Source organism: Photobacterium sp. J15 (assembly GCF_963870815.1).
GTDB classification, from domain to species: domain Bacteria; phylum Pseudomonadota; class Gammaproteobacteria; order Enterobacterales; family Vibrionaceae; genus Photobacterium; species Photobacterium marinum.
The window spans coordinates 1,885,150-1,906,574 of the sequence record NZ_CAWMUI010000001.1 but is presented as its reverse complement, the minus strand read 5'-3'; the positions used below and the strand labels follow the sequence as shown (position 1 = coordinate 1,906,574).

Annotated in this window: 12 protein-coding genes; 7 read left to right on the top strand and 5 right to left on the bottom strand. The window is 43.9% G+C overall.

Annotated features, from left to right (window positions below):
* Nucleotides 1-15: 15 nt before the first annotated feature.
* The 4 genes from AACQ93_RS08775 to AACQ93_RS08760 form a co-directional block, all read right to left on the bottom strand.
* Nucleotides 16-678: a lipocalin-like domain-containing protein gene (locus tag AACQ93_RS08775; RefSeq protein ID WP_007467881.1), complete on the bottom strand. Its 663-nt coding sequence runs from the start codon at nt 676-678 to the stop codon at nt 16-18.
* A gap of 238 nt (nt 679-916) precedes the next feature.
* Nucleotides 917-2,917, bottom strand: a complete 2,001-nt coding sequence (gene prc / locus AACQ93_RS08770; RefSeq protein WP_064604117.1) for a carboxy terminal-processing peptidase — start codon at nt 2,915-2,917, stop codon at nt 917-919.
* A gap of 18 nt (nt 2,918-2,935) precedes the next feature.
* A complete protein-coding gene (gene proQ, locus AACQ93_RS08765; protein WP_064604114.1) occupies nt 2,936-3,574 on the bottom strand; it encodes an RNA chaperone ProQ in 639 nt (212 codons plus the stop codon).
* A 110-nt stretch (nt 3,575-3,684) separates the two neighbouring features.
* Nucleotides 3,685-4,143, bottom strand: a complete 459-nt coding sequence (locus tag AACQ93_RS08760; RefSeq protein WP_064604111.1) for a GAF domain-containing protein — start codon at nt 4,141-4,143, stop codon at nt 3,685-3,687.
* Nucleotides 4,144-4,226: 83 nt separating this feature from the next.
* Here AACQ93_RS08760 and AACQ93_RS08755 point away from each other — a divergent pair, with 83 nt between their 5' ends.
* The 5 genes from AACQ93_RS08755 to AACQ93_RS08735 all read left to right on the top strand — a co-directional run bounded on the left by AACQ93_RS08755 (nt 4,227) and on the right by AACQ93_RS08735 (nt 12,713).
* On the top strand, nt 4,227-6,062 hold the full coding sequence (locus AACQ93_RS08755) for an ABC transporter ATP-binding protein (RefSeq protein WP_064606599.1): 1,836 nt from the start codon (nt 4,227-4,229) through the stop codon (nt 6,060-6,062).
* A 70-nt stretch (nt 6,063-6,132) separates the two neighbouring features.
* Nucleotides 6,133-7,329: a paraquat-inducible protein A gene (locus AACQ93_RS08750; RefSeq protein WP_064604108.1), complete on the top strand. Its 1,197-nt coding sequence runs from the start codon at nt 6,133-6,135 to the stop codon at nt 7,327-7,329.
* Nucleotides 7,310-9,937, top strand: coding sequence for an MlaD family protein (locus tag AACQ93_RS08745; protein ID WP_064604105.1), 2,628 nt, complete (start codon nt 7,310-7,312; stop codon nt 9,935-9,937). The genes AACQ93_RS08750 and AACQ93_RS08745 overlap by 20 nt, the downstream gene beginning before the upstream one ends.
* A 158-nt stretch (nt 9,938-10,095) precedes the next feature.
* Complete coding sequence (gene rsmF, locus AACQ93_RS08740; RefSeq protein ID WP_064604102.1) at nt 10,096-11,526, top strand: 16S rRNA (cytosine(1407)-C(5))-methyltransferase RsmF; 1,431 nt, start codon at nt 10,096-10,098, stop codon at nt 11,524-11,526.
* 593 nt (nt 11,527-12,119) lie between these two features.
* Entirely contained in the window at nt 12,120-12,713 is a 594-nt protein-coding gene (locus AACQ93_RS08735) for an FMN-dependent NADH-azoreductase (protein ID WP_064604099.1), read from the top strand.
* Between the two features lie 109 nt (nt 12,714-12,822).
* On the opposite strand, the gene AACQ93_RS08730 is transcribed toward AACQ93_RS08735, so the two are convergent.
* Nucleotides 12,823-14,085, bottom strand: a complete 1,263-nt coding sequence (locus tag AACQ93_RS08730; RefSeq protein WP_232323337.1) for a MipA/OmpV family protein — start codon at nt 14,083-14,085, stop codon at nt 12,823-12,825.
* A gap of 817 nt (nt 14,086-14,902) precedes the next feature.
* Between AACQ93_RS08730 and AACQ93_RS08725 the strand changes: the two genes are divergently transcribed.
* Together AACQ93_RS08725 and AACQ93_RS08720 are read left to right on the top strand one after the other, a co-directional pair.
* Nucleotides 14,903-17,767 (top strand): C25 family cysteine peptidase, encoded by a 2,865-nt coding sequence (locus AACQ93_RS08725; protein WP_064604093.1) that lies wholly within the window; start codon nt 14,903-14,905, stop codon nt 17,765-17,767.
* Nucleotides 17,768-18,516: 749 nt separating this feature from the next.
* On the top strand, nt 18,517-21,393 hold the full coding sequence (locus AACQ93_RS08720; RefSeq protein WP_064604082.1) for a C25 family cysteine peptidase: 2,877 nt from the start codon (nt 18,517-18,519) through the stop codon (nt 21,391-21,393).
* Nucleotides 21,394-21,425: the final 32 nt, after the last annotated feature.

The window sequence follows — 21,425 nt, the reverse complement described above, 5'->3', positions numbered from 1 at the left end:
TTAACTTTTCAAAGCTCATTCCCTCTGTAAAGTCGCTTCCATTCCGAATTGTTTATTTGTCAGGGTTAATGTATCCGAGCCAAGTAAAAACTGGCTATCGTGTTGGCCATCTTCATAGATCAAAACAATTTGATCATCTTCTATAAAGTAAATGCCTTTATGCTCTTTTTTCTTTCCATCAGAACCGGAAACTTTTGCTGAGAATAAAAAGTCCGGACGCAGCGAGAGGGATAATTCAGAAACACTATCGGCCACATCCTGTCCACTGATTCGAGAAGAACGCCATGTTCCTGGTAAATTCTCAGGCGCTAACTTGGTAAATCGGGCACCATCAAGAATAAACTGGTTATAACTTAACATGTAGCTGTGCTGTTGCTCTGGCTGACCTTTGGTATAAAAGGTAACTGTTGATTCATCAATATTATAGGTTCCCCCCCACTCTTCTACCGTACCGTCAACCTGAAGCAACCTGATCACAAAGCGATAAGATGATTTGAATTTAATATTCATAGCACGATAGTTGGCACCTTCACTATTTACTCCCTCATCAGTATTACTAAACCAGTACCAGTCACCCAGTAACAAAGGATAATCAAACTCCGTTAAATCATTGGCATGAGATTGATAACTAAGGGAAGCAAAGAAAAGCAACAATGCAGATGCAAGCGATTTAAGCATAGTAAAACCCCTAATGGAGAACTAAGGTCTACTTAAAACACTAGCCTGCGAAGCTATTGTGCGCTTGGAAAAATGACTTCTCTCACATCATTTGGATCGACAGTCTCAAAAACGAGACAGGTGAAATTAACTGACGTTTAGAAGAAGTTGTTCATGAATGCCTTGTTTATTCAACATTGACGGATAAAAAAACGGCACCCAAATAAGGTGCCGTTTTGATAATGATTTCAGAGAAACATTAACTTTGTGCTTTGACTAAATCAGCTGTAATTGCGATTGCTTCGTCAAGATAAGCATCAGGTGCTTCATAATCTTTAGGTATATCATCTAAAGACGCAAAGCTTTTCTTACCCATGGCTTTCTGACGCTTATTCAAGCGAGCCAAGCGATCTTCCTCATCCTGCTCTTGCTCATCAATGCGCTTCTTCTCATTCAGAGAGATCTTATTAAGATCCTTTTCAGCTTTATACTTGGCGATATCTTCCATAATAAAACTAAATTCCAAATCGTTGCTGATTCGCGCTTCATGCTTAGTCTTAAGCTTCGGCAACACTCCAGAAAAGTTATATAACTTCTGGTATTGAGCCGGCTTGATGCTGTCCCATGGCAGAGCGTTATCTTCTACACTCTCGCCTGTTTCAGACGGGTCAACAGCTGTCGGGAAAGTCAGATCAGGAACCACACCCAAGTTTTGAGTGCTACCACCATTGATACGGTAAAATTTCTGAATCGTGTACTGAACATGGCCCAAAGGCTTATCAAACAGATCATAAATATGGTTCAAAGAACGATGCTGCTGCACTGTGCCTTTACCAAATGACTGCTCACCAAGAACCACTGCCCGACCATAATCCTGCATTGCAGCAGCAAAAATTTCTGAAGCAGATGCACTGTATCGGTTAACCAAAACAGTCAGTGGGCTATCAAAATACACCCTATCGTCAGAATCACCGTTAACTTTCACCCGGCCGTAGCTGTCACGAACCTGAACCACAGGACCGCTGTTAATAAACAGTCCAGTCAAGGCTGTAGCTTCAGTCAGTGCACCACCACCGTTGTTACGCAAGTCAATGACAATACCGTCGACTTGCTGATCATTAAGCTTGGCGATTTCTTTCTTGGTATCTTCCGACAAACCAACATAGAAACTCGGGATTTCTATAACCCCAACCTTTCTGCCTTGAGAGTATTTTACTGAAGATTTAACAGCACGATCTTCCAGACGGATTTTGTCACGGACAATTGTTACATCGTAACTTTTGGCGTTCTTACCTTCAGGAAGGATATGCAGAATAACCTTACTACCCTTCGGACCTTTGATCAGCTGAACCACATCATCAAGACGCCAGCCAATCACATCCACCATCTCTTTCCCTTCCTGCGCAACACCGATAATTCGGTCGCCGGCAGAAAGTTGTTTAGAGTTCGATGCCGGGCCACCAGCAACAAGAGAACGGATAACAGTATAGTCATCAACAACTTGTAATACTGCACCAATACCTTCCAGAGAGAGATTCATCTCAGACTGGAACTGTTCAGCATTACGAGGTGACAGATAGCTGGTGTGAGGATCAACTTCACGAGCGAAAGCATTCATATAAAGCTGGAACACATCTTCACTGTGAGTTTGAGTCAAACGCTTAAGGGCATTGTTATAACGTTTACCCAGCGTTTCCTTGATCTCTTTCCACTCTTTGCCTGCCAGTTTCAGATTTAACGCATCGTATTTAACACGCTTACGCCATAACTCATTGAGCTCATTACGATCTTTTGCCCAAGGAAGCTCGGAGCGATCGAGAGTAAAGTCTTCATCGACATCAAAAGAGATTTCTCTGTCTAAAAGAGTCAGCGCATATTGATAACGGTCATAACGACGTTCCAGCAGCTTATTAAACATGTCAAACGCAGCTGTTGACTCACCTCGCTTGAGCTGGTCATCAAGTTGGTTTTCCCATTTTGTAAATTGCTGAATATCTGAAGCGGTCAGGAAGCTTTTGTTGAAGTCCAACATTTCGACATAGCGGTCAAAAACGCTGGCTGAGAATTGATCATCAAGAGCAAATTGCCTGTAGTGTGAGCGAGTAAAGCGCGAGGCTATTCTTTTACTTGCTGTAGCATGCTGCTTTTCAGGCGCAAGCTGTGGCAAATCACTTAACGTGTATTTGGCCTCAAGGGCCTGAGCTGAAGCTGCCAGCATCATGCCGGCAGCAATCAGTGAGAAACGGAATCGACATTTCATACGTCGAGCATTCTCCCTTTACGAACGAAGGTGCTCCGCTTTAACAACCATTGTCAGGCCGTTATTCAAACGAACACGCACGTCGTCCTTATTAATTTCAACGATAGTCGCCGGCATGTTTCCGCTACCCATATTCACACTAACGTCTTTGCCAACTTTCACTTCATCAGCAGTCAGTGCACGGGTGGTTTCAGCTGGCTTTTTATTTAGCTTAGTCGTTTTTGGCTTGGTGTTCTTTGGTTTAGCTGCTTTAGCACGAACTTTTTTCGCCTTGCCCTCACCATTTTTAGCCGCTTTCGCTTCAGCCTGCTCTTTACGACGAGCACGTACTTTAGCCTTGCTCTCAGCTAGTGCCTGTTTAGCGTGCTCTACGTGTTCTTCAGTCAACACGTCACATTCATTACCATCTAGGTCAACACGACTTGCACCAGCTTTTACACCGTGAAGATAACGCCAGGAAGAAGTGTACTGACGCAGAGCGGTACGCAATTGAGTTTTACTTACTTTTGGATCTTCGTTCAGACGCTCAGCGAGCTCTTGGAAGATACCGATTTTAAGAGGCTTTGCTTCACCTTCAACAGTAAAACATTTAGGGAAACGCTCAGCAATATATGCAATCACTTCTTTACTGTTCGTTAGCTTTTCAGAGTTTTCCATGGACTTTCCTGACAAATGCGAGTTGAACTCGCCGTTAGTACTTTAAATCAAAAAGAAATAGTCTCGCTATTATAGTTACCTAACACCGAAAAACCACCGAAAGCATGCAATTAGAGCTTTTTTTGTAGTTCTTCAATGAAAGAAACTAGTCCATCCTCATCATCTTGGTCAAATCTTGATAAGTTTGGGCTATCTATATCCAGTACACCATATAAATTTCCTTTCACAGAAAAAGGAATAACGATTTCGGAATTACTCGCTGCATCACAGGCAATATGCCCTTCAAACTGGTGTACATCCTCAACACGTTGCACTGTATTTTCGGCAATGGCTGTTCCACAAACTCCTCGCCCAACCGGAATCCGAACACATGCTGGCTTTCCCTGAAACGGACCTAGAATAAGCTGGTCTTCTTTCAGGAAATAGAAGCCTGCCCAGTTAATCTCTTCTAACTCCATGTAGAGTAACGCACTAATATTAGAAATATTAGCGATAAGATCAGTCTCACCATCGACTAACGCAAGCGCCTGCTTAGTGAGCCTGTCATAAAATGCGGCTTTATTTTCCATGGCTTACTCCTTTATAGCCTTTTGAAGGATAGCCTCACCCGGTAACAGGAACCATTATCACCGTGAAAGACATTTCAAATCAGATGATTAACTGGTCATGGCTGGTAAAGCAAGCAAAACATCACCGGCCAAGACTTCTCGCAGCGAATGTTATCGCCATCATTGCTACGCTGGTCAGTGTACCAATCCCCTTGCTGATGCCACTTATGGTTGATGAAATCCTTCTGGAAAAGCCTGGTAGTGGTATTGAATTTCTTAACTTTTTCATTCCTGAATCATTCCGTCAGCCAACAGCTTATATACTTCTGGTGCTTCTGTTTGTTGTACTGATGCGGATTGGTAGTCAGGCGCTTAACATTTTACAGAGCCGTCAGTTCACTCTGGTTGCGAAAGACATCACCTTCAGTATCCGTAAGCACCTTATTGATAAACTCGGCCGAATCAGCATGCGTCAGTATGAAGAGCGCGGCAGTGGCGGGATCACTTCTCATCTTATTACAGACGTTGAAACCATTGATAAATTTGTCGGCGATACGTTAAGCCGGTTCCTGGTTGGCTTACTGACCGTTATTGGTACCGCCATTGTTCTACTGTGGCTTAACTGGCAACTGGGCCTTTTTATACTTCTGGTTAACCCGCTAGTAGTATACGCATCGCGCTCAATGGGGAATCATGTCAAAACACTGAAAAAACAAGAAAATCAGGCATTTGAAAAGTTTCAGCAACGTTTAGTTGAGACTCTGGATGGTATCTACCAGCTCCGTGCTTCTAACCGTGAACGAGAGTTCCTCAGCCAGCTGAAATCCAATGCCAATGACATTCGTTATGATGCTGATAAATATGCCTGGCAATCAGAAGCAGCCGGACGAATCTCATTTCTGCTGTTCCTGCTCGGCTTCGAGCTATTCCGTGCCATGGCGATGCTGATGGTACTGTTCACAGATTTAACCATAGGACAGATGTTTGCTGTATTTGGTTACCTGTGGTTTATGCTGGGTCCTGTTCAGGAACTGCTGGGTATCCAATTCGCCTGGTACAGTGCTTCAGCTGCAATGCAGCGTCTGAATGGACTCATCGTAATAGAAGAGGAAAAACGACCTGTCGCTAAAGTTAACCCATTTAATGATGAAGAAACGCTCAACATCGAAGTAAAGGATATCCATTTTGCTTACGATGAGGATAAAGAAGTGCTGAATGGTCTGAGCCTTTGCATTCCAGCCGGAAAACGAATTGCACTGGTTGGTTCATCTGGTGGTGGGAAATCAACCCTGATTCAGCTGCTACTCGGTATTTATCAAAAAGACAGTGGTGATATTCTGATCAACGGCCATCTCATTGAAGATGTAGGCTATGAAGCACTGCGTAACAAAATGGCAGTGGTCTTACAACATCCTGTGCTCTTTAATGATACACTCCGCCACAATTTGTGTCTCGGGGCTGATTTTTCGGATGAACAGCTATGGCAGGCACTTGAAATCGCACAAATGACAGATGTAACACAGCGCCTGACAGAAGGACTGGATACACAAATTGGTCGTCAGGGTATCCGCCTGTCCGGAGGTCAGCGCCAACGGCTGGCTATTGCGAGAATGATTCTGGCCAATCCTGAGTTTGTCATTCTGGATGAGGCAACATCTGCGCTCGATACAGCGACAGAAGCTGCACTGCATTCAGCTCTTAATGATTTTTTAGTAAACAGAACAACCCTGATAGTTGCACACCGTTTATCTGCGGTTAAGCAAGCTGATTTAATCTACGTGCTCGAAGATGGTCAAGTCAGCCAGGCAGGTACCCATTCGGAGCTTGTCAATACAGAAGGTTTGTACCAAACCCTTTATGGTGCAGTTCAGTCAGCTGAAACCACTGCTTCACCCAATACGGAACAACAACTACCGGTAGCCAGACTGAATGTAAAATAATATAGTGTTCATTTATAATGGTAACACTCAGAAACTGCTTGGTTTTTGTGCTAAATAAGGATTAAACAACATGTCACTGGCAAGACTCTGTCCCGGCTGCGACCTACTTGTTATGCCTGAAGTCGCTAAACGAGGACATAGTGCTTACTGCCCGCGTTGCAATACTCGCTTATATCGTGGCGGCACATCACACTTTAACGGTGAATTTGCTATTGCACTGGCTTGTTTGATCCTTTTCATCCCTGCTCATTTTTTCCCGCTGATCACTATTCGTTTGTTTGGCGTGATGATCCCGGCAACTCTGCCGTCAGGAACGCTAACACTGGCAAGTGACTTTCCGGCAGTCGCATTTCTTATCCTTTTTTGCAGCTCTATAGCACCGCTGCTGGTTAGTCTTTCTGTAATCTGTGCGCAAGTCAGTCTTAAATTCAGATATTTGCAGCTTTTTCGTACCTCAGTATGGATTATCGAGCACCTGAAATACTGGGCTATGTTTGATGTCTTTCTTGTCAGCCTGGCAATCTCATGCTTCAAAGTTCAGGATTATGCAGATATTTATGTCGGGCCCGGCTTATATTCTCTTGTCACCCTGCAAATCCTTATGTCACTACTTATCACTAAGGTAACGATTTCCCGTTACTGGGAAGCATGGCAACCGGAAGTCGAACATAAAGCAGATGAACTAACGACGCACTGTCATACCTGCCATTTAACTCAGGCTGACGGCGAACGTTGCATTCGTTGTTCATCCCCTCTTTACAAGCGTATGCCTCACTCGGTTCAGAAAACCTGGTCATACCTTATCGCCGCCAGCGTTTTTATTCTGCCAGCTAACATTTACCCAATCTCTATCTTCCTGAATAACGGGAAACGGGTCGAAGATACGATTTTTTCAGGTGTTGCCTCGCTGGTAAAAAGTGATATGACCGGTATCGCTATCATTATCTTTGTTGCCAGTATTGTTGTGCCGGTAGCCAAAATTCTCGGGCTGGCATTTCTTCTTCTGACAATTCAGTTCAAACGTAAAATCAATCATCTACAACGCATGAGGATATATCGTGTTATCCAATGGATTGGTAAATGGTCGATGATGGACCTTTTCGTTATTTCGCTCATGGTCAGCCTGATTGATCGTGACCAACTTCTTGATTTTACACCCGGGCCGGGGGCTATTGCTTTCGGTGTTGTGGTGGTTCTTACTATGCTCGCTGCTGAAAGCTTAGATTCTCGTCTTATTTGGGACAACTATGAACAACGGACAAAATAACCAAAAACCAGAACCGGTAAAAGTAAAAAGAGATCGTGGATTATCCCCTTTATGGATCCTTCCCCTGCTTGCCCTTACCCTGGCAGGATGGCTTGTATTCAAGGCCGTCAATGAGGCGGGACAACGCATTAAAATCCACTTCAATGATGCTGCAGGTATTACTGCTGGCAGAACCACTATTCGATATCAGGGCCTAGAAATCGGTATGGTACGTGTAGTTAACCTATCCCGCGATCTGCAAAGTATCTATGCTGAAGCCGATATCTACCCGGAAGCTGTTCAGACATTAAAAGAAGGTACTCGCTTCTGGCTGGTAAAACCTAAAGCCTCTATTACTGGTATTTCCGGCTTGGATGCATTGGTTTCAGGTAACTATATCGCCCTGCAGCCGGGTGAAGGTAAACCAACCTACGAGTTTAAAGCTTTAGATGGCCAGCCATCAGATACACCTGTGGGTCAGGGGCTAAAAATCCGTCTGCGCTCACCAAACCTTGGCTCTGTCAGCATCGGCTCTCAGGTTCTGTACAAGAAGATTCCGGTTGGTGACGTTTATAACTACACCCTGAGCAATGACAAAAAACGTGTTCTGATTGATATCCTTATCCGTCCGCAATACGCCGGACTGGTAACTAATAAAAGTCGTTTCTGGAATGTCAGCGGTATGAGTGCCAATGTCGGTTTTAACGGCGTTGACGTTCAGTTTGAAAGCCTGTCGGCGATGATTGGCGGTGCTATAGCGTTCGACTCTCCGGATGAAGGCACTCCGGTTGAAGCAGATCATCTGTTCCGTCTATATCCGGATTTGAATACCGCTGGTCGTGGTATCGCAATTACAATTGACCTACCGGATAACAATAATATCAGTGCCAGCGGAGCCCCTATCATTTACCGTGGACTCCAAATCGGCCAGATTTCGGATCTGCGTCTTGATGAGCAACACAAAAAAATCATCGCCCACGCAGCTATTGAGCCAAGCATGAGCGATTTGCTGACAACCGGTTCTCATATGGTACTGGAAGAAGCCGAGTTATCCTTGAGCGGCGTAAAGAACATCGGCAACCTGATCCGTGGCAATTTCCTAACCTTAATTCCTGGCGAAGGCACGACTACACGTCGATTCAGGGCTATCACTCAAGATGAGTTGCAGGAGCAACAACCAGGCGTGGCAACTTTCTCACTGTATGCCGATAACAGTTATGGCGTTAAGCGGGGGACGAGATTGAAGCACCGCGGTATGGAAGTTGGCCGCGTAACTAAAGTTACACTTAAAGATAAGAAAATCCGCTTTGATGTGGTTGTTAAGCCTGAGTACACATCATTGGTTCGCTCTGCCAGCCGTTTCTTCCTTGATGGCGGCATCCAGGCCAACATCAGTGCCAAAGGTGTTGATGTTAATGTTCCGCCGGCAGATCAAATCATCAGCCAGGCCATCACCTTCACCAGTGAAGGTGGCAAGGACATAAGAAAAACCTATCCACTGTATAAGAGCCGTCAACTGGCAAAACTGGCTGCTGAAAACCTCAAAGGTTATACCAGCATCAAGCTGTATGCAGATGAGTTACCGCCCGTTTCAGAAGGGAGCCCTGTCCTTTATCGCAACATGTCTGTTGGTGAAGTAAAAAGCTACGCTCTGGCAAGTGACAGCGTCACAATATCAATTGCGATCGACAATAAGTATCGTCATTTAATCAAGGCTGATACCGTATTCTGGAACCGATCTGGTGTAGAAGTTGAGGCTGGTCTGGATGGTGTCAGTATTAAGGCAGACCCTATCACTACCCTAATCAAAGGCGGCATTGCTTTTGATGAGCTGAAAGGCGTCGCCAATAAAACAGGTTCACGCTACAAGCTGTATTCCAGCCTGAAAGAAGCGAAAGATTTCGGTCAGTTGATCACTCTGACAGCGGCTGACGCTAAAGCCATTTCCGTCAGTTCTGATATTCGCTACCAGGGTGTTAATGTAGGTAAGGTGATTGAAACCATTCCAGACTTCAACGCTGGAAATGTAAAAGTCAAAGCTCGCCTGTTCCCTCAATATGCAGAAAAGCTGGCAAAGTCGAACAGCTACTTCTGGGTGGTAACACCAAAACTGAGCCTGACCGGAGCCAAAAACCTGGATACTCTGTTAAGCAGCTATATTGCGGTTGCGCCTGGTGATGGTCATTTCAATCAGATTTTCAAGCTCGGTACCGCTGAGCTGGTAAATTCCGGACTGACAATCATCCTGGAAAGTGAAGACAGAGGCTCTATCAGCGAAGGAACGCCAATTCTTTATCGTGACATCCAGGTTGGCCAGGTTGTGAAAGTGTCTCTGGGAGAGATGGCAGATCGCGTTATCCTGGAAGCTCAGATTGAACATAAATACAGTCACTTGGTACGCACTGATTCCGTTTTCTGGAACAAGTCAGGAGTTGATGTCACCATCGGACTGACCGGCGCATCCGTTCAGTCAGGCACTGTAGACAGTCTGATCCGCGGAGGCATTGCGTTTGCCACTCCGGAAGAACAACCATTGGCACCAAAGGCTAAACAGGATAGTCACTACCTGTTGTACAAAGATGCCAAACCACAGTGGAAAACCTGGCGTACGGCAATTCCCCGCCACTAAGCGCTGATACTTCCAACCCGTTGTAAACAAAGGAGCACCCAGTGCTCCTTTTCTTTGTCTGATTCTTTGCCATTCATGCAGACTGCCGTCGATTATTATCCCAGTTTGTTATAGACTCTCGCTTCATCGCCAGATAAAGATATATACGAGACAAATCCTTGCATCCGAACATTTACATCCCAGAAGCTTTTATTGAGCAAATTCGTCAAATCATGCCTGAACACTTAAGCATGGATGAGTTCATTGCCTGCTGTAAAACCCCTCTTCGCCGTAGTATCCGCGTTAACACGCTAAAGATCAGTGTGGAAGATTTTCTTACCCGGGTTGCAGACAAAGGCTGGACTCTCACTCCTGTACCCTGGTGCGAAACAGGTTTCTGGATTGAACGTGAAGATGAAGACAGCGTCTCTTTAGGCAATACCGCCGAGCACATGGCAGGCCTTTTCTACATTCAGGAAGCCAGCTCCATGATGCCGGTAACGGCGTTATTGAAAGACAACGATGCATTGGATTGTGTTTTAGATATGGCGTCTGCGCCTGGCTCTAAAACCACGCAGATTGCCTGTGCAATGGAAAACCGCGGCGCACTGGTTGCTAACGAACTGGCCGCCAGCCGCATCAAAGTTCTGCATTCAAACCTTCAGCGTTGTGGTGTCTATAATGCCGCCCTAACCCATTTTGACGGTTGTGTATTCGGTGGCTGGGCTCCTGAATCTTTTGATTCCATTCTGCTTGATGCACCATGCTCAGGCGAAGGCGCAATCCGCAAAGATGACGACGCGATGGAAAACTGGAGCCTGGAATCTGTTGAAGAGATTGCAGCCGTTCAGCGTGATCTGATCGTCAGTGCATTTCAGGCACTAAAACCCGGCGGCGTGATGGTGTACTCAACTTGTACCCTGAACTTGAGTGAAAACCAGCATGCTTGTCACTTCCTGAAAGAAACCTTCGGTGATGCTGTGGCTTTTGAACCGCTGGACGATTTGTTCGACGGCGCGAAGCAAGCTCTAACGGAAGAAGGCTTCCTGCATGTTTATCCGCAAATCTTCGACAGTGAAGGCTTCTTCGTTGCCCGTATCCGTAAGCTTGAATCAGTAGAATCACCAAAGGTGAAAAAACGCCTGGGCAAATTCCCATTCTCACTGGCTAAAGATAAAGAACAACAAGACATTACCAAAAGCATTAAAGCTGATTTGGACATTAACCTGCCTGAAGACAGCGAAATCTGGCTACGAGATAAAGAAGTTTGGCTGTTCCCTGCAAAACTTCGCCCATTACTAAGCGAGATCCGTTTCCAGCGAATCGGTATCAAACTGGCTGAGCAACACAAGAAAGGTTATCGCTGGCAGCATGAAGCCATTATGTCCTTGGCTAAAGGTGATGAAAGTGTGGCAATTGCCCTGACACCCGAGCAGGCGAAAGAATGGTTTATGGGACGTGATATCCGTCCTGAAGATATGTCCGGTAAAGGTGAACTTATTGTTACCTACCGTGATTACCCGATCGGCATCGGCAAATGGGTTGGCAACCGCATTAAAAACGGCCTGCCTCGTGAACTTGTTCGCGATACTAACTTGTTTGATATTTGACAGTATCCCGATAGGTATCACAAATAAGAGAGCTAATGCGCTGACAGGTTTCTATATTCATAAAGTATTTATTTTCAGCAGAAAATATAAAATAAGCGTGATAATGGAAGCCGTATCAGAGTTGAATGACATTCTCAGTGCTAAAACTGGCAAATTGTACTGCTTGAACTACCATTGATAGTGTAATTGATCTCCATTTACTAACCAGTTAGCGCAAGGCTCTCACGAGCCATTCCCCTAAGCCCGAGACAGGAGTCGTTTCGGGCTATTTTTTTGTGCTGCGTTCTCAATTTTAATACTGATTCAATAAGTTAACCGAACACATAAAACTCACTGCATTTCATTACTCTTTCCCCCTCAATCTCAGTCAAAAATTTCAAACGGATTATTACCAAGAGTTAGTAAAACTGCCTTTACAACAAAAAATCCCATCTTAGATTTAAAATCAAGTAATTGATTTTTATCTTTTTATATTCAAAGCAAACTAACGTTCGATATTTTTGAATAAGTTGTGCAACTTTTTCCGCTATTAACCATGGTGAGGATTCAATATAGTTACTTCCAAGCCAACACACAGCGCAAAGGAAATTACTATGTCAAATGTACTCGTTCTGAAGTCAAGCATCCTGGGTGATTACTCTCAGTCAAACGGCCTTATCGATCACCTGATCGCTTCATGGCAGGGAAAAGTCAGCTCTATTATCGAGCGTGATCTGGCAGCGAATCCTCTACCTGTTCTTGACGGTGAAATTGCAGGCGGCCTTCGTGGCGGTGATAACCTGACTCCGCGTCAGCAAGAAGCATTAGCACTATCAGATCAACTGATCGAAGAAGTCAAAGCCAGTGACACTTTGGTAATTGCAGCGCCTATGTACAACTTCTCTATCCCAACACAGCTGAAAAACTGGTTTGACTTAATCGCCCGAGCTGGCGTGACTTTTTCTTACACGGAAAATGGCCCTGTAGGTTTGCTAACAGGTAAAAAAGTGATTGTTGTAACCACTCGCGGTGGTATGCATAAAGACGGCGCAACTGACACCATGGTGCCATACCTAAAAACAATTCTTGGCTTTGTCGGCCTGACGGATGTTGAGTTTGTTTACAGCGAAGCACTGAATATGGGTGAAGATTTTGCAGCCAAAGGTATTGCTGACGCTAAATCCGAACTCGATAATATTACAGCTTAAAATCTCAATTCAGACACTTTCAGATTCCTGCCGCATTGGGTTTACAGCCTTACCTGTACGTCTTTCCAGGTAAGGCCTTTTTGTTTCTTTCATCTAGCTTATCTATTCATCAGAAATCAAATTGCAGATAAACCGTGTTGTAATTGCTTCCACCTTTAATTCGGCCAAACTGGGAAGCACTTTCAAAAATAGCGGAACGATGATGAAGACTATAGCCAAACCACACATTATCCAGTGGCTTATGATTGAATAAATCGCCAAGATTTACATCAAAAGAGAAGTCCAGAAAATTAAGCAGATTACTTGGCTCATACCCTTTTCTGTCCATTTCACTTTGCTCAATGTAAGTAATATTACTGATATAAGATAATCCCTCTGCAGCACCGAAGCGCCACTTCACTGGCCATTCTACGGTATAATAAGCTTTCACCGCCATGACATATTCTTGAGTTGAACCCTGAACATCTGAGCTCCAGTGCCAGACAAACCCAGGCGTCAGATAAATATCTAATGGTAATCCAAACAACTCATCCGTTAACGGATGGCCATAAAAAAGAGAAGTGAGCTGATTATTGAATTCATCCTTCACTCGGTTACCAGAGAATATTTCACCAATATTTGAAGGTGTCGCCCAACCATGAGCAACTCGCAAATAAGGTTTATTGCTCAAGGTTGTTTTTCTTGGTTTCTTACTGTCATTAAAGAAACCGAACCCAGCATATACTTCCCCCTGCCAGTCTTCATCAACAATAAATGAGTCTTGTATGTTCTTATCAAACCTCGTGGCTCTTGCTCCTGCCAACAAATAGAGGTTTGATGCAACGTGATAAGAGACTGAAGCTCCCAATTTAATATCGACACCAGCATTTATCGGCTCAATATTAAGACCATAGTAATAACTGTTGTATGCACTTTCCTTCCAGTTTAATGATGCCTGTGGCCTGAATCGCCAGTTCCCGGTCTGATATATTGCTCCCAACGTTGCCATCGAACTGAACCGTCCATCTGGATCGGACAAAACGTCGAACTGACTATATAAATTATCCTCGAATTGATACTTAAGTTGGAAACCAATATCACCGGTATCACCACCAATTTGATTCTGAAATGATGAAGGGATATCGATAAAATGCATTCTTACCAGAGCATTTAATTCCCAGTCTTCATAGCGATACAGATTCAATCCAGCTTCTGTACCATTGAGAAACAGCCGATCCCCCTGGTAAAACATCATTGGAACAAAAGTACTTACACTTGTATCTTCAACGACAGACTGGGTCGCATACGGTATGGATGCCATCCTTACAACTGCGGCAAGCCCCCAGGGTTGCTCACCATCTCGCTTGACCCTCAAATCTTCAACAGATATCAACCCATCAGTCCGCTTTACATTCTCGCCCCATGTGACGTTGTCACTTGAATTCGCTGTTAAGGGCAATGTAATAGCCAAGTATTTCCAGAAATTACTCAAAAAAACGTCTCTATCTTTTGTTCATGTATGAATACTCTAGTGCAAAATTAATTCGAGAACATGTTTTTCGATGAAAATCACAATAATTCTTCATATTTCAACAACAGGAAATATTAGGTGTTTCTTAATCAAAGGAAGATTGTGCATAAATAAAACCAAATCAGCATAAAATTACACATAATGCGCACTTCCCATGGAATAAACACAATGCTCAATAAGAATAAAAGTGCGAGGAATATCTAATTTGTTATACAAAATTTAATTCTTACTTTAAATATCTGCGGCAGACTCCTATATTCGTGATATACATAATATGCACTTAAAACATAGCAACACCTTATTGAACCGCTCATAAAGCGAGCAAGCTTAATTAATGATCCATGTCAATTCAAAAACACAGGGAAGTAACGGATAGATTAATTTATTATCATTAGCAGACTGTCGATTTGCATGCGCAAGAGATAGATAAATAAAAGTTTGATATTAGTTCACCGCAGTATTGATATATATGTGCGATGGTTTTTTGCGCTTACTTTTAATCACCCTATCGCTTGTTATTTGCATTTCAATCAACAGAGAAACAGGAGTTAATAAGCACAGTAATTTTGAATGAGAGTCACATATTCTCAGCACTAATAAAGCCTAATCAATTTTATAACAACTGCAATAAATGCAGAGCTTCAATTTCAACAACACATAACAGTTACAGGAGAGAATAATGAAATTGAATAAAACGAGGCTTCTTTTAACCCTCGCTCTATTTTCACACCCCACTTTTGCTGACAACCATACAGATCGAATGGTATTTGACAAACAAGTCATTCAGTTTGATCAAATGTACGATGCTGTTTCAGCTGCCGACTCAACGCAAAAAAGTCAGTACTTTTCACTGATCAATCAGCAAGGCAACAGTGCTCAATTTGAAGCGAAACTAACATCGCTTACTATGGGCAAAGTTAAATTGGCTGATGGCAATATTTATAACCGAATCATGCTACCAGATGGTGGCAGCCCGGCAGAGCCTGGACTACCAAACCTTACCGGTTACCAGCAAATGGTTCGCATTCCTGACGGTGCACAGCTTAACGTTGTTATCGATGAAGTGAAATGGTCTGACACATACTCAGATATGATTGTCGACCCTGTTCAACTTCCATTCCCTGACGTGGTTGAGATGGATGGTTCCCGTCCTGAAGAAAACATGCCATTTGTCAAAAACGAAGCTGCCTATAACATGCTTACTGATGCCGTAATGCCGCCGGTAAGCGTTGTTGATACAGTACGTGTTCGAGGCAAAAGCTATGCGGTGATTTCTTACCGACCAATTGAATTCAATCCGGTTAAGAAAACCGTCCGTTTTGCCGAAAAAGTTCGCTTCCACGTCAACTATGTTTTACCTGAAAGCAAACAACCAAAACGTCAGGATAAGCTAGACTTCACAAATCCTGAAGAGTCAGTTATTGATCTTCGAACAGAAGCAGAGAAAAAGTCCGACGCCGCTTTTACCCCTGCCCGTCAGGAAAATAATGAAGAGCTGACACCTGCACAACAGGCCGACTATCTGATTATCACTGCCGACCGCTTCGCAAACGCAATCGAACCTTTAGCTGCCTGGAAACGGAAAAAAGGCTACAACGTTCACGTAGCAACAATCACTGAAACCGGTAATACTCAGGATCAAATTAAGGCATACATTAAAAATGCCTATGAAAAAGGCCCAATGACTTCATATGTGCTGTTCGTTGGTGACCATGAAGATGTTCCTGGGTACGAAATCGTCGGTCACGGTTATCATGGTCCTAACCACAGATGGCATACTGACTTTGAATACACTCTGGTAGACGGCGCTGATAAATACCCAGACCTTGTGATCGGCCGATTCTCCGGTGATACCGAAGCTCAGATTACAGGTATGGTTAACCGTACTCTGAACTACGAGAAAAACCCTGCAGATTCTGACCGTTACAACCATATTCTGTTAGCTGGCCAATTCCAGGACAGTAATGATCATAACCTTGTTGCTGACCGTATGTTTATGGAAGATTTACACCGTGTTGCTGACTTCCTCGGCCCTGATTACGATTTCTTCAATGGTCCAGGCGATCTTTTCAACAAAGGGTATCAAATTCACACTGCCCTGCAATGGGATGCTGATACAAGCAAGGAACTGCAATATGAAGGCTGGGATTACGGTACTGCCCGTGTCGTTCCACCAAAAGTCGTTCCTCAGGTTTGGAAGGATCAGGGAAGTGGCGATAAAGACGATATCGCTGATGCAATCAACCAGGGCGTCGGCTTAGTAATGCACCGTGACCACGGTTACGGTAATGGCTCTGGCTGGGCAGATCCTCACTTTACTGCTACAGAAGTGAATGCGCTGACCAACGGTAACATGACGCCGATTGTTTTCAGCCTTAACTGTGCAACTGGCTGGTTCGACGGTAAAGATTCATTCGCTGAATCCTGGATGCGTAACCCTAATGGTGGTGCTGTAGGCTTTACCGGTGCAGCTCGTGTCAGCTACTCCGGTTACAACGACCTGATGCACGCGGCAATTATGGATGGCTTCTGGGACGATTATGATGGTGCGTGGTCTAGTGCTATCTACCCTGTATCATGGCGTCCGGCGATGGCAGTTAACCGAGCTAAAGAGCGTTTGTTCTCTCATTACGGCATGCGTGATAGCGGAGCCGTTGATACAGCTCGCTTCTTCAGCTGGTTCGGTGATCCAGAACTGGAACTTCGTACTGAACGTCCGAGCGAGCTGACCGTTACTCACCCAGCTCAATTCACAAACGGAGCTTCTGCTGCATTTGATGTCGTTGTTCGTAATGGTGAAGAACGCGTTGAAAATGCACGTGTTGCCTTAGTTTCTGCATCTGGTGAATCTCACGTTGCAACAACGGATGAAAACGGTGTTGCTCACTTCGAGGTTGATACAGACGAACCAATGTCTGTAACTGTAACAGAGCACAATGCAAAAGCTTACGAAGGCCAGATTACCGTTGACGGCGATGGCCCGGTAGCTAAAGTTGCCGCAGATATGACTGTACCCGGTTATCAGTGGGTTGTACTGGACGGAAGAAAATCTGTAATACCAGAAGGTGCAAAAGTTCACTACCAGTGGGAACAGGTTGAAGGACCAAAAGTTCGTATTGATTACGCAAGCAATGAGTACGCTTACGCGCTGACGTCTTATGAAAGTGCAACGCTGAAATTCAAGTTAACTGTAACTGACGAAGCTGGTCGCAGCAGTTCTGCGATTCAAACTGTATTTGTTACCGGTCAGGAAGACAATAACAAAGCTCCTGTTGCTGATGCTGGTACCGACAAGGTGGCTTCAACATCTCAGTGGGTTGCCCTTGACGGTACAAAATCAGCAGATCCAGATGGCAAACTTGTAAACTATAAGTGGACTCAAGTTGCCGGTCCGACTGTACGAATTGCCTACCCTGATAACGATTACGCTTATGCTCTGACACCACGTTATGACGCGACACTTAAGTTCAAGCTAACCGTAACAGATGACAAAGGCAAAACGTCCTCTGCAACAAATACCGTTGTTGTAAAGGGTCGTCGTTAATTTAGGCTATCGTCTAAATACAGCACAGTACACAAAGGGGAATACCATTCGGTATTCCCCTTTTTTATCGTCCGCAATTAAAATCCGCACAAAACTCTTTCACCAATTATTTCTCGGTGAAGATCACAATATTGCGGCTGGATATGATGGCTTAATATATTGAGTTATCTATCAACTAAACAATATCGCTCGATATTTAAAGCACTTTTAGGAATTAAACCATACTTCATACGTGTCATCATTAGGACAAAACCAAAAGTTTGCACGAAAAAAAACTGCGAGGAGTGTCTAACTTGTTATACAAAACATAATTATTAATCCAAACACCTGCGGCGCACTTCTCTATTCGTGTTATATATAATAACCAATAAACACATAACAGAGACCAATAAGTAGGCTTTTAAATATCTCACAACCAATTTAACCTTATTAGTTATAACGTTATATAAAAACAAATCATCAAGAGCATTTAGTTAAGTGCACACTTAAATAAAAGTTTGCACCTCACTAAAAACTTGATATCAGCCACGTAGTGTTTTTATACATGCGATGCTTCGTTATGTTTATATGAAGAAAGTTAAGTCGGTCTTTATAACCGTTTTAAATCAACTTCAAAAACAAGCCAGGAAATTAATTTGAATGAGTATCACAGACTCTTCAGTTTATTAAATCCAAATCAAGTTTATAACAACTGCATTTAATGCAGGCATTTCAATTTCAACAACACACAACAGTTACAGGAGATAATAATGAAATTGAATAAAACGAGGCTCCTTTTGACCCTCGCTCTATTTTCACAACCAGCTCTAGCCGTCGATCATACTGATGTCATGGTTTATGATAAACAAATCATAACCTTTGACCAAATGTATGATACTGCGCCTCTTGTACGAACAGCACAGACAAGCAAAAACGTCTCGCTTATTAACCAAAAAGGTAATAGTGCGTTATTTGAAGCCAAATTAACTTCACTTACCATGGGTAAAGTGAAAATGGCCGATGGTAATATCTATGATCGTATCATGCTTCCAGATGCGGGTAGTCCAGCCGCTCCTGGTTTACCTAATTTGACAGGTTACCAACAGATGGTTCGCGTACCTGATGGTGCAGAGCTAGACATTATTATTGATGATGTTGAATGGTCTGAAACATTTAATGATATTACCGTTGATCCGGTCCAGCTACCATTTCCAGATTCAGTGAAAGCTGACGGAACTCGTCCTGACCAAAATATGCCATTCGTCAAAAACGAAGCTGCATATCAAAGACTAACTGAATCTGTCACTTCACCAATCACTGTTATTGATACCATTCGTGTTCGTGGTAAAAGCTATGCGGTTATTTCTTATCGGCCAATTGATTACAATCCGATTGATGAAACAGTTCGCTTTGCCAAGAAAGTACGTTTCCACGTTAACTATGTACTGTCAGATGGCAAAACACCAAAACGTGAGTATAAACTAAGTTTTGACGCACCATCTGACTCAATCATAGACCTACGCCTAAAGTCTGATCAAAAAAACGATTCTATAGTTTCTCCTGTCCGTCAGGAAAATAATGAAGAACTCACACCTGCTCAGCAAGCTGACTATTTGATCATCACGGCAGATGAATTCAGAAATGCCATAGAACCACTAGCAGCCTGGAAACGTAAGAAAGGTTACAAAGTTCACGTAGCCACAATTACTGAAACTGGAAATACTCAGAAAAAAATCAAAGCATACATCAAGGATGCTTATGAAAATGGTCCAATGACATCATATGTATTACTTGTCGGCGACCATGAGAATGTTCCTGCTTACAAAATTCAAGGTCATGATGCTCATGGCGGCTATCGTCATAAATGGCATACCGACTATGAATATACGCTGGTTGAAGGTACCGATAAATACGCAGACTTAGTGATTGGGCGTTTCCCAGGCGATACTGAAGCTCAGATTACAACAATGGTTAACCGCACTCTCGCCTACGAAAAAAACCCTGTAGACTCTGATCGTTACAACCATGTTCTTCTGGCTGGCCAATACCAAGATTCCAACAAGAACCGGCAAGCAGACCGCATGTTTATGGAAGACCTCCATCGTGTGGCTGATTTCTTAGGCCCAGACTATGATTTCTTCAATGGCCCTGGTGATTTGTTCAATAAAGGTTTCCAAATCCACACAGCACTTCAGTGGGACGCAGATCTGAAAAAGACTCTGAAATACGGCGGCTGGAGCTACGGTAGTGCTCGTATTACTCCACCAAAGACTGTACCACAGGCATGGAAAAATCAGGGTAATGGTAATCGCTTTGACATTGCCAATGCTATTAATGAAGGTGTTGGTTTTGTAATGCACCGTGACCATGGTTACGATGATGGTTCTGGTTGGGCTGACCCTCGCTTTGTTGCACAGCATGTTAGCTCACTAACAAACGGTAACTTAGCTCCTGTTGTATTCAGCCTGAACTGTGCAACCGGTTGGTTTGATGGTAAAGACTCATTTGCTGAAGCCTGGATGCGAAACCCGAACGGTGGTGCAGTCGGTTTCACCGGTGCAGTTCGAGTCAGCTTATCTGGTTACAACGACCTGATGCATGCCGGTATTATGGACAGCTTCTGGGATGATTATGACGGAACCTGGTCAAGCAATATCTACCCCGTCTCATGGCGTCCGGCTATGGCGCTAAACCGAGCGAAAGCACGACTGTTTTCACACTACAGTACGTGGGACGATGATGCTGTTGATACGGCTCGTTTCTTTAACTGGTTTGGTGACCCAGAACTGGAACTTCGTACTGAACGTCCTAAAGAACTGACTGTTACTCATCCGGCTGAATTTGCAAGCAATGGCGAATCTGCAACGTTTGACGTAGTTGTTCGTAACGGTGATGACCGGATCCAAAATGCCCGCGTTGCCCTAGTATCTGAATCTGGCGATTCATTCATCGCGACGACAGATGAGAACGGTGTCGCTCACTTTGAGCTTGAAAGCACTGAGGCAATGACTGTTACAGTAACAGAACACAATGCCAAAGCGTATGAGGGTGAAATCAAAGTTGAAGGCGAACAAAACGCGCCTGTTGCACGCGTTGCCTCAGAAGTTACGGCTCCTGGCTACAAGTGGATTATCCTGGATGGTACTCAGTCAGAAATCCCGGAAGGTGCTAACGTTGAATATAAGTGGGAACAAATCGCTGGCCCTAAAGTACGTCTTGCCTACCCTGGTAATAACTACTCTTATGCATTTATGCCGTATTACAGCACAACGCTGAAATTTAAACTGACAATCACGGATGAAAACGGACAAACTGGATCTGCGATTCAGACCGTGTATGTTAACGGTCTTTATGATGACGGCAATAAAACACCTGTTGCGCACGCGGGTAGTGACAAAACAGCCTCATACTCTGAGTGGGTTGCACTGGATGCAACAAAATCATCCGATACAGATGGCAAGATTGTCAGCTATCAGTGGACTCAAATTGCAGGTCCTGCTACCGAAATTGCGTACTCAGACGAAAGCTATGCTTACGCGCTGACACCACGTCATGACGCTACGCTGAAGTTCCAGGTTACGGTAACAGATGACAAAGGCAAAACATCTTCTTCAACAAATACCATTGTTGTAAAAGGTCGTCATTAATGCAGGAAACTTAAAATAAAAAGGGGGCAAGA

Excerpts from the sequence above, each read along its gene's own strand:
- AACQ93_RS08775 (WP_007467881.1), bottom strand. The coding sequence starts at position 678 with ATGCTTAAATCGCTTGCATCTGCATTGTTGCTTTTCTTTGCTTCCCTT.
- prc (WP_064604117.1), bottom strand. The coding sequence starts at position 2,917 with ATGAAATGTCGATTCCGTTTCTCACTGATTGCTGCCGGCATGATGCTG.
- proQ (WP_064604114.1), bottom strand. The coding sequence starts at position 3,574 with ATGGAAAACTCTGAAAAGCTAACGAACAGTAAAGAAGTGATTGCATAT.
- AACQ93_RS08760 (WP_064604111.1), bottom strand. The coding sequence starts at position 4,143 with ATGGAAAATAAAGCCGCATTTTATGACAGGCTCACTAAGCAGGCGCTT.
- AACQ93_RS08755 (WP_064606599.1), top strand. The coding sequence starts at position 4,227 with ATGATTAACTGGTCATGGCTGGTAAAGCAAGCAAAACATCACCGGCCA.
- AACQ93_RS08750 (WP_064604108.1), top strand. The coding sequence starts at position 6,133 with ATGTCACTGGCAAGACTCTGTCCCGGCTGCGACCTACTTGTTATGCCT.
- AACQ93_RS08745 (WP_064604105.1), top strand. The coding sequence starts at position 7,310 with ATGAACAACGGACAAAATAACCAAAAACCAGAACCGGTAAAAGTAAAA.
- AACQ93_RS08735 (WP_064604099.1), top strand. The coding sequence starts at position 12,120 with ATGTCAAATGTACTCGTTCTGAAGTCAAGCATCCTGGGTGATTACTCT.
- AACQ93_RS08725 (WP_064604093.1), top strand. The coding sequence starts at position 14,903 with ATGAAATTGAATAAAACGAGGCTTCTTTTAACCCTCGCTCTATTTTCA.
- AACQ93_RS08720 (WP_064604082.1), top strand. The coding sequence starts at position 18,517 with ATGAAATTGAATAAAACGAGGCTCCTTTTGACCCTCGCTCTATTTTCA.